Genomic DNA, 8,381 nt, shown 5'->3' with positions numbered 1-8,381 from the left:
GCGTCAATGGTCGCCGGAACGGCGCGGGGGGGGGGAGGGGGGGGGGCCGCCACGGGCCCCAAAAAAGACCCCCCCCCACCAGCCCCCCCCCGCACCCCCCCCCCTCCTCCCCCCCCCTCCCCCTCCCCCCCGTCCTCTGGACCAGGACTCGGGGCGACGGGGTGCTGTCGCGCTTCACAGCGCGGCAGCGGACATCAGTGCATACGGTTTCCGGACCGGCGCCGGATCACGTAGAAGGCGCCACCGGCGGCTGCGACGACGAGTACGGCGCCCGTCACGACCTCGCCGGTGTTCATCCCGAGGCTGCCGCCGACTCCGCCCCGGACGCCCTGGGGCGCGGCGGTGCTGGTCGAGCGGGCGGTGGGCGAGGCCGTACCGCCGGAAATGGTCAGATCGGTCGTACCGGTCTGACCGTTGCAGGTGAACTGCACGGAGTAGACGGCACCGCGCCTGGCGTCCCAGTCGACCGTCGCCGTGCCCCTCATGCCCGGCGGAATGGTGATGGTGTCGAACACCCCCGACGAGGCCGTGGCCGTGGTGGAGCAACCGGACACGGTCAGCGTGACCTGGCCGCCGGGAGCGACGGTCGAGGGGCTGACGGCGAACGAGAACGGCTGCTTCCGCGCGGCGCCGGCGGCGCCCTCCGCGGTGTCTGCAGTCGCGGTAGGAGAGGTCAGGGCGAGGGCGGCCGCTCCCAGCAGAGCGGCGGACGCGACGGGTATCGCGCGCATGGGCAATCCTCCGGGTCCCCGAGGAGCAGCTGCGGAACGGGTTTCCACAAAGGCAGGGAATGCACCTCGATGCCCGAAACGCTAGGAGCGCAATATCACACTCGCGAGCCCAGACGGACGAATGGGGCACGTGCCTCACCCGGGTGGCGGAGCGTCACGTGGCTCCGTGGTGCCACCCGAGTGGCCTCGTGGTCAGCTGGAGAGATGTGGGAACAGGTCGGTGAACGGCGCGGCACTGGCTGCGACCCCTCGGCCGAACGGCGCGTCGAAGTCCCAGATGAGGAAGAGCAGAAAGGCGATCAGGGCGCTGAAGAGCCCGGCCAGCAGCAGTTCCTTGAAGGTCCGGCGGATCTGGAGTGTGAAGATCAGGCCGACGGTGACCAACGCACCGCTGATCAGCCCGAACCACACCACGCCGGGCATCGTCGCCCCGGTGCTCTGCCCGCGGGCGCCCCGCGCGTCGTCGGCCAGCGCCACTTGGTCGACCAGGGGCTGGTACGACTGACCCTCGTGATCGGTCTTCGGTACGTAGTCCGTCACGTCGCGGCGTACCCGTTCGAGGAGCGCGGTGCCCTCGTCGGTGAGTGAACCCTCTTCGACCATGTGGCGCCATTCGGTGTGCACGACATGGGTGACGTAGGCGTCCACGTCGTGCCGAATACGGTTGCGGACCTCGGGTGGGTACACCTCGGCACGGGCGCTGACCTCGTGCAGGGCCTGGGCTTCGAGGCGCACCGAGTCCTCGGCGGCGCCGCGGGCTTCCCAGACCCCTGCGATGGCCAGTCCCAGCACGATGGCGTACACCACGCCGATCATCATCGTCATGTACTCGATCACATCGGGTGTCTCCGAGGGATCGTCGTCATCGCCGACGCGCCGCTGGTTGATGACGGTGATGGCCAGGACGACCGCGCATGCGGCGGCCATCGCGATCGTCAGTACGGCCCATTCCGACACGGGACCTCCAATGATCAGCGGGATCGGGGGCGCAGAAAGGCAGCGGCGAGCACCGCCGGGGCCGTCACCAGGAGCGTGAGCGACACCAGGGACGGCCCGCCCGGTGGTTCCTTGCGCCGGGGCCTGCGGTATTCGGGAAGCGCGACCGGGGTCGGTCGCTGGGGCTTCGGGCGGATGGTCGGAGTGGGTGAGGGAGGTGGCGGCGGTGGGGGAGGAGGCGGCGCGGGTTCGGGTGCGATCCGGGGCGGAGGTGGCGGAGGTGGCGGAGGTGGCGGAGGTGGCGGAGGTGGTGGCGGTGGTGGCGGCGGTGGCGGCGGTGGTGGTGGAGGCGGCGCGGGAGTGGGCACCGGTCCCGCCGCGCAGTGGGCGCTGCCCGCCACGGCCATGACGGAATCCGACACGTCGGATCCGATCGAGGCGTACGAGCAGTTGTCGGCGACGGCGGGCACCGGGGCCGCCAGTAGCCAGGCGAGTGCGGCGGCTCCCAACAGCCGTCCGACGAGCGATCCGTACACGTCGATGAGCATGATCCAGAGGCTCGCCCCGCACGCCGGGCCGGACGCCGATTCCCTCGTTGGAGCGGTTGTCGGGGCACCCGTGTTTGGGGCCGCGGAGAAAAATTCCGGTACCGGTTGAACACTTCACGCCCTCGCACCCGTACCTAGGGCCATGAACGGCGCACCCACCAGGCGCCGAACCAGAACCGGGTAACGGGAGTTGACATGAAGACCTGGCGGAACGCCTCGCTCGCGGTGACTGCAGCGGCCGTACTCGCGCTGACGACGGCGTGCGGTCAGGACAAGGGGGCGACGCAGACCAACGGCCAGGCCGTCGGGGTGGCGAACCCGGCAGGACAGCCCGCCGCCGGCAGCGGGTACGGTAACGCCGGGTACGGCGGCGACGCCGGCGACGCCGCCACTCCCAAGACGGCGGGCCAGTTGGCCGTCTGGGAGAGCAAGAAGCTCGGCAAGGTCCTCACCGACAGTGAGGGATTCACCCTCTACCGCTTCGACAAGGACTCGGCCAACCCGCCCAAGGCCAGCTGTGAGGGCGAATGTGCGAAGGCCTGGCCGGTCGTGGCGGCCGGTGATGTGACGCCCGCCCCCGGTACCGACGCCTCGCTGATCGGTGAGGTCGCCCGCCCCGACGGCACCAAGCAGCTCACCATCGGTGGTTGGCCGATGTACCGCTACGCCAAGGACAAGAAGGCCGGTGACGCCAACGGCCAGGGCGTGGGCGGCACCTGGTTCGCTTCCGCCCCCGACGGCAAGAAGGCCGCACCCGGTGGTGGAGGCGGCGACGAGGCGGAGGAGGGCGGCAAGCCCGCCGACCTCGCCGGCCTGTCCGTCCGCAAGGACCCGAAGCTCGGTGAGATCGTCGTCGACAAGAACGGAATGACGGTCTACCGATTCATGAAGGACTCCGCGTGGCCGATGAAGACGGCCTGCACGGGAGCCTGCCTGGAGAAGTGGCCGGTCGTCGCACCGGTCGACAAGAACGACACGGAGGGCATCCTCAAGAAGGGCTTCGTCACCTTCGACCGCCCCGACGGCATCAAGCAGCAGACGATCAACTGCTGGCCCATCTACACCTACTCCGGTGACTCCAAGCCGGGAGACACCAACGGCCAGGGCGTGGGCGGCACGTGGTACGCCGTCTCACCCCAGGGCAAGCCGGTCGGAGCGCCCAAGTAGTCCCCATGCAGCCTCCGGCCACCGGCCCGTCGTCACGCCCCCCGCGTGCCGGCGGGCCGGCTGCACGTGACGGGAACGGGCTCGCACGTGCCGCTGGCGTGTGACCAAGAACGGATCGTTAATTTCCGTTTCTGCTCGCTCTCCCGGCGGGCTGTCAGTAGCCTCGGCTCGAACACCGGCCGAGGATGTGGCCGTTCCCCCGTGGCGACTTGTTGGAGACATCAATGGAGCGTCCCGCCTGGGCCCCGCCCGGCATCGACATATCGGTGCCGAGCGTGTCCCGCATTTACGACTACTACCTTGGCGGCTCGCACAATTTCGAGGTCGACCGGGAAGCCGCCCGCAAGGCGATGCAGTTCATGCCGGGCCTCCCCAAGATCATGCAAGCGAACCGTGCGTTCATGCGCCGCGCGGTACACTACGCCGTGAGCGAAGGCATCACCCAGTTCCTCGACATAGGGTCCGGCATACCCACGTTCGGCAATGTGCACGAAGTGGCACAGAAGGCAGACCCCCGTGCCAGGGTGGTCTACGTCGACCACGACCCGGTCGCCGTGGCCCACAGCCAGGCCGTGCTCGACGGTCATGACAACGCCGGGATCGTCCGGGCCGACCTGCGCGAACCGGGCGACATCCTGGAGAGCCTCGAGGTCGACCGGCTCCTCGACCTCGACCGCCCCGTGGCCCTGCTCCTCGTCGCCGTGCTCCACTTCCTGGAAGACGCGGACGACCCGTTGGGTGCGGTGGCCGAGTTGCGGGAGGGACTGGCTCCCGGGAGCCTCCTCGTCCTCACTCACGCCTCCTACGAAGGCATCCCCGTGCCTCAGGAGCGGGCGAGCGGCGCCGTCGGCGTGTACGAGGAGATCCGCAATCCGCTCGTCATGCGCTCCCGGGAAGAGATCCGACGCTTCTTCGACGGTTTCACACTGGTGGACCCGGGACTTGTGGCGATGCCCGACTGGCGCCCCGACACCCCGGCCGAGCAGGAGGATCCATACGCCTTCTCCGGGTACGCAGGGGTGGGGCGCAAGGCGTGATGACGCCGTCGCAGGCAGCGGGTTCCGCGGCGGACCCGGACGGCCTGGAGGACAGACTCCGACGGTTCGCGACCATCTGGAGCCGGGCGATCTTCCCGGCCACGGCCACCTCGCTGACCCGTCCCGAGTTCGAACAGCACCTGCTACCGCTGGCCCGGGAGTTGAGCGACGCGCTGCACAGGCGTCCGTTCGACACCGCCGCCGCCCAGCACGTCGGTGCCGCACTGGTCGACGCACACTGCACCGATCCCGATGCGCTCAGCCGCACGCTCGGTGTCATCGACGCCTACCTGGTGCTCTACTGCGGCGCAGACCGCGAATCCGTCGAGGACAGCCGGGCGCGCTGCGCGAAGCTCCAGCACGGCCTCGCCGCGGGCTACGCCCAGGCGCTCCGCGAGCGGACGCTCTCCGAACAGGAGGCCATCGCCAGGTCGGCGCTCGCCGCGCGGAGTGACGCCATGGAGGCCCTGCACGCGACCGAGACCCGATTCAGGGCGGTGTTCGAGGGAGCGGCCGTCGGCATCGGCATCGCCGACCTCGAGGGCAACGTGCTGGAGGTCAACGACACCCTCACCCGGATGTTCGGCGGTCTGGAGCACCACGTTCGGGGCCGCAAGGTCCATGAGTGGGCCCATCCCGAGGACCGGCCGAACGTGTGGGACCTCTACGAGGAGCTCGTACGGGGCGATCGCGAGCACTTCCGGGCCGAGAAGCCCTTCTACCGCAACGACGGCACCGTACTGTGGACCAATCTCACCGTCTCGCTGCTGCGCGACGCGGAGGGCAATCCCGAATACCAACTGGCCCTGATGGAGGACACCACCGAGCGCAGGCTGCTCAACCTCCGGCTCCGGTACGAGGCCACGCACGACGCGCTCACCGGACTGCCCAACCGCACCCTGTTCTTCGAGCGGTTGGAGAAGGTCCTGACGGCGAAGGACGGGGCACGCTTCGGACTCTGCTACCTCGACCTCGACGGGTTCAAGGCGATCAACGACAGCCTGGGCCACTCGGCGGGGGACCGGCTGCTCGTGGAGGTCGCCGATCGCTTGCAGAGCTGTGCGACGGCACCGGGGGAGATGGTGGCCCGGCTCGGTGGCGACGAGTTCGTGGCACTGACCACCGGCGAGGACACCGAACGCGAGGTACGTGAACTCGCCTCACGCATCCTCACCGTCCTCGGCATCCCGATCACCCTGGACGGCCGGGAGATCAGTGTCCGGGGGAGCATCGGGATCGTCGAGGGGCCCGCGGGCGAGCGCACCTCCGCCGAGGTGCTGCGCAGCGCCGACATCACCATGTACCGGGCCAAGTCCGCTGGCGGCAACCGCTACGAATTCTCCGACGCCGAGGCGGACGCCCGGGCCATCACCCGGCACGGGCTGACCACCGCGCTGCCCGCCGCCCTGGAACGCGGCGAGTTCTTCATCGAGTACCAGCCGCTGGTACACCTCGGCGACGGGACGGTGTACGGGGCCGAGGCGCTGGTGCGATGGTGCCACCCGCAGCACGGTGTGCTCGGGCCCGACCGGTTCATCCCGCTGGCCGAGCACACCGGTCTCATCGTCCCGCTCGGTCGCTGGGTACTACAGGAGGCCGTGCGCCAGGCCCGGTTCTGGCACGAGCAGGCTTCCCCCGCCGGGACCGCCCGGCCGCTGCGGATCAACGTCAACCTGTCGCCCACTCAGCTGCACCACCCGGGCCTCGTCTCCGACACGATCGACGTGCTGGAGCGTTCGGGGCTGGAACCGGGTGCGCTCTGCCTTGAGGTCACCGAATCCGCGCTGATCGGCGCGAACGAGGACCTGCTCAAGCCCCTGCGCCAGCTCGCCGACATGGGCGTCGACATCGCGCTCGACGACTTCGGGACCGGCTACTCGAACCTCGCCAATCTCCGACGGCTGCCGGTGAGCGTGCTCAAACTGGACCGCTCGTTCACCCAGGGCATGCAGCGGCATCCGGCGGACCCCGTGGACATCAAGATCGTCGAGGGGATCGTCGCACTGGCACACAGCCTCGAACTGGCCGTCACGGTGGAGGGCGTGGAAACGGGCGCGCAGGCCGAGCAACTGCGCGAACTCGGCTGCGACACGGCTCAGGGCTGGTACTACGCCCGCCCCGGGCCGCCGGACCAGCTGCACACCCTCTCCCTGGCCGACGCGGTCTGAGGCCGCGCGAGGCGCTCCGCGTGGGGCCGGGGCCGTGCCCCCGGCCCCTCCACCAGCCGTCCGCGGTCCGGTCACGTGCGCCGGACGGAGGGCCGTCACCCCTGCGGGCCTGACGTGGGTCGTGAGCCCAGCAGCATCCGTTGCAGCTCGCGCGCCGCCCGTGGCGGGGCCACGTCGCTGCGGTGGGCGAGCGCGATGCGGCGCCGCAGCCCCGGCGGGGCGAGGGCGGTGACGTGCAGGTCCCGTCCGGCCCTGGACGCCACCATCCGGGGCACCACGGCGATCCCGAGCCCCGCCCGCACGAAGCCGAGCACCGCGTCCATCTCGCCGCCCTCCACCGTGAACGACGGCTCGAAGCCTTCGGCGCGGCATGCGGCGACCGTCAGCTCCCGCAGGTCGTACCCGTGGCGGAACATGACCAGCGGCTCGTCCCGGAGGTCCGCGATCCGCACCGGTCGGCGGGGCGCGGAGGCGGCTGCGGACGAGACGACCACCAGGTCCTCCTCGAGCAGCTCCACGGTGGTGAGGGCCGGCGAGGGGCTCGGCAGCGGCAGCACCACCAGTGCCAGGTCGAGCGCGCCACGTGCCAGCTCGCGCACCAGGTCGTGCGAGCCGCCCTCCTCGATCAGCAACTCGATCCCCGGGTGCAGGTCGTGGAAGGAGCGCAGTGCCTCCGGCAGCAGACCCGTGCACAGGCTCGGCGTGGCGCCCAGCCGGATCCGTCCGCGTCGCAGCTGGACGAGTTCCTGCACCTCGCGCCGGGCGGTGTCGGCGTCGGCAAGGATCCGCCGCGCGAGCGGTAGCAACGACTCTCCCGCATCCGTCAGTGCGACGTTGCCCCGTGCACGGCTGAACAACTCCGCCCCGAGCTCCTTCTCCAGCGCCTTGATCTGCTGGGAGAGCGACGGCTGCGAGACGTGCACCCGCTCCGCGGCGCGGGTGAAGTGACGGGTCTCCGCCACCGCCACGAAGTAGTGAAGTTGCTGGAATTGCATGGGTCCACCCTAACGCACGATAGGTTTTGCCTATGGAGATGAGCGAAACCATGTCTTGGACCTCTTGTACTGGGGCGCTCTAGCGTCTGTGTCCATGGCTCTGGCAACGCGGACGGACCGACGGTCGTCCATGACGCGCACACTCTGGGGATCGACCATCGGCAAGAAGACGGTGATGGCCGTGACCGGCTTGATCATGCTCGCTTACCTGGTCGTCCACATGCTGGGCAATCTCAAGATCTTCTTCGGCTCCGACGAGTTCAACGGCTACGCCCACTGGCTGCGCACCGTCGGCGAACCCTTCCTGCACCACGAGTGGGCCCTCTGGCTCGTTCGCGTGGTGCTGGTCGCCGCCGTCGTCCTGCACGGCGTGTCGGCGTACCAGCTCAGTCGGCGCGACATCAGGGCACGCCCTCGTGGCTACGTCCACAAGCGGCGCCGGGCCGGCTACGCCACGCGCACCATGCGCTGGGGCGGGATCATCCTCGCCCTCTTCGTCGTCTGGCACCTGCTCGACCTGACGACCCTGACCGTCAACGAGAACGCGCAGGCCGGCCGTCCCTACCAGAACGTCGTCGCCTCCTTCTCCACCTGGTACGGCAACACGATCTACCTGACCGCGATGCTCGCCCTCGGCCTGCACATCCGCCACGGCTTCTTCAGCGCCGCCCAGACCCTCGGCGCGGGCCGGGCGGGGCTCGACCGCACGCTCAAGACCGCTGCCGACGTCCTGGCGCTGCTGCTGACCGCGGGCTTCGTCTCCGTACCCGTCGCTGTGATGACCGGAATGGTGAGCTGA

The 8,381-nt window shown here is 69.9% G+C and carries 8 protein-coding genes; 5 read left to right on the top strand and 3 right to left on the bottom strand.

Annotated features, from left to right (window positions below):
* Nucleotides 1-194 precede the first annotated feature (194 nt).
* A complete protein-coding gene (locus ACFXOM_RS25685; protein WP_384941807.1) occupies nt 195-731 on the bottom strand; it encodes a hypothetical protein in 537 nt (178 codons plus the stop codon).
* A 192-nt stretch (nt 732-923) separates the two neighbouring features.
* Nucleotides 924-1,688, bottom strand: a complete 765-nt coding sequence (locus ACFXOM_RS25680; RefSeq protein ID WP_384941809.1) for a hypothetical protein — start codon at nt 1,686-1,688, stop codon at nt 924-926.
* A 75-nt stretch (nt 1,689-1,763) separates the two neighbouring features.
* On the opposite strand from ACFXOM_RS25680, the gene ACFXOM_RS25675 reads away from it, so the two are divergent.
* From ACFXOM_RS25675 to ACFXOM_RS25660, 4 genes are all read left to right on the top strand, one after another.
* Nucleotides 1,764-2,324: a hypothetical protein gene (locus tag ACFXOM_RS25675; protein ID WP_385039480.1), complete on the top strand. Its 561-nt coding sequence runs from the start codon at nt 1,764-1,766 to the stop codon at nt 2,322-2,324.
* 86 nt (nt 2,325-2,410) lie between these two features.
* On the top strand, nt 2,411-3,382 hold the full coding sequence (locus ACFXOM_RS25670) for an SCO0930 family lipoprotein (RefSeq protein ID WP_384941812.1): 972 nt from the start codon (nt 2,411-2,413) through the stop codon (nt 3,380-3,382).
* 224 nt (nt 3,383-3,606) lie between these two features.
* On the top strand, nt 3,607-4,419 hold the full coding sequence (locus ACFXOM_RS25665) for an SAM-dependent methyltransferase (protein ID WP_384941814.1): 813 nt from the start codon (nt 3,607-3,609) through the stop codon (nt 4,417-4,419).
* The gene (locus tag ACFXOM_RS25660; protein WP_384941816.1) at nt 4,419-6,587 is read left to right on the top strand and encodes a putative bifunctional diguanylate cyclase/phosphodiesterase; all 2,169 of its coding nucleotides are present in this window, start codon (nt 4,419-4,421) and stop codon (nt 6,585-6,587) included. The genes ACFXOM_RS25665 and ACFXOM_RS25660 overlap by 1 nt, the downstream gene beginning before the upstream one ends.
* A gap of 95 nt (nt 6,588-6,682) precedes the next feature.
* On the opposite strand, the gene ACFXOM_RS25655 is transcribed toward ACFXOM_RS25660, so the two are convergent.
* On the bottom strand, nt 6,683-7,582 hold the full coding sequence (locus tag ACFXOM_RS25655) for a LysR family transcriptional regulator (RefSeq protein WP_384941818.1): 900 nt from the start codon (nt 7,580-7,582) through the stop codon (nt 6,683-6,685).
* Nucleotides 7,583-7,676: 94 nt separating this feature from the next.
* On the opposite strand from ACFXOM_RS25655, the gene ACFXOM_RS25650 reads away from it, so the two are divergent.
* Nucleotides 7,677-8,381, top strand: a complete 705-nt coding sequence (locus tag ACFXOM_RS25650) for a succinate dehydrogenase (RefSeq protein WP_384941820.1) — start codon at nt 7,677-7,679, stop codon at nt 8,379-8,381.

Origin of the sequence: Streptomyces sp. NPDC059169, assembly GCF_042755225.1 — a bacterium.
GTDB lineage: Bacteria > Actinomycetota > Actinomycetes > Streptomycetales > Streptomycetaceae > Streptomyces.
This window is presented reverse-complemented; position numbering and strand designations above follow the sequence as displayed.